This window comes from Sphingomonas sp. AC449 (assembly GCF_979253475.1).
Genome location: NZ_CEEDCZ010000066.1, coordinates 1 through 252 on the forward strand (window position 1 = coordinate 1; position 252 = coordinate 252).

The following is a 252-nucleotide window of genomic DNA, read 5'->3' on the forward strand; positions in this document are numbered from 1 at the left end:
AGATGGTCCCGAAGCTCGGCCAGCTGCTCGCGCAGGACGCCGACAGCTATCGCTATCTGAGCGAGTCGATCCGCCGATTCCCGGACATGCCCAAGTTCAAGGGCATGATCGCGGATGCGGGCTTCGTGCAGACCACGGTCGAGCCTTTGCTCGGCGGTCTGGTCGCGATCCACTCGGGCTGGAAGATCTAGTGATCACGCGACGGCGCGAAGGCGCGAAGAGGGGTTCACGCGGAGACGCGGAGACGCGGAG

General features: G+C 65.1%; 1 protein-coding gene. It reads left to right on the forward strand.

Annotated elements, in window-relative coordinates; translation table 11 throughout:
* The coding region (locus tag AC0CH3_RS17855) for a class I SAM-dependent methyltransferase (protein ID WP_465238133.1) at positions 1 to 191 on the forward strand (191 nt) is incomplete at its 5' end.
* Positions 192 to 252: the final 61 nt, after the last annotated feature.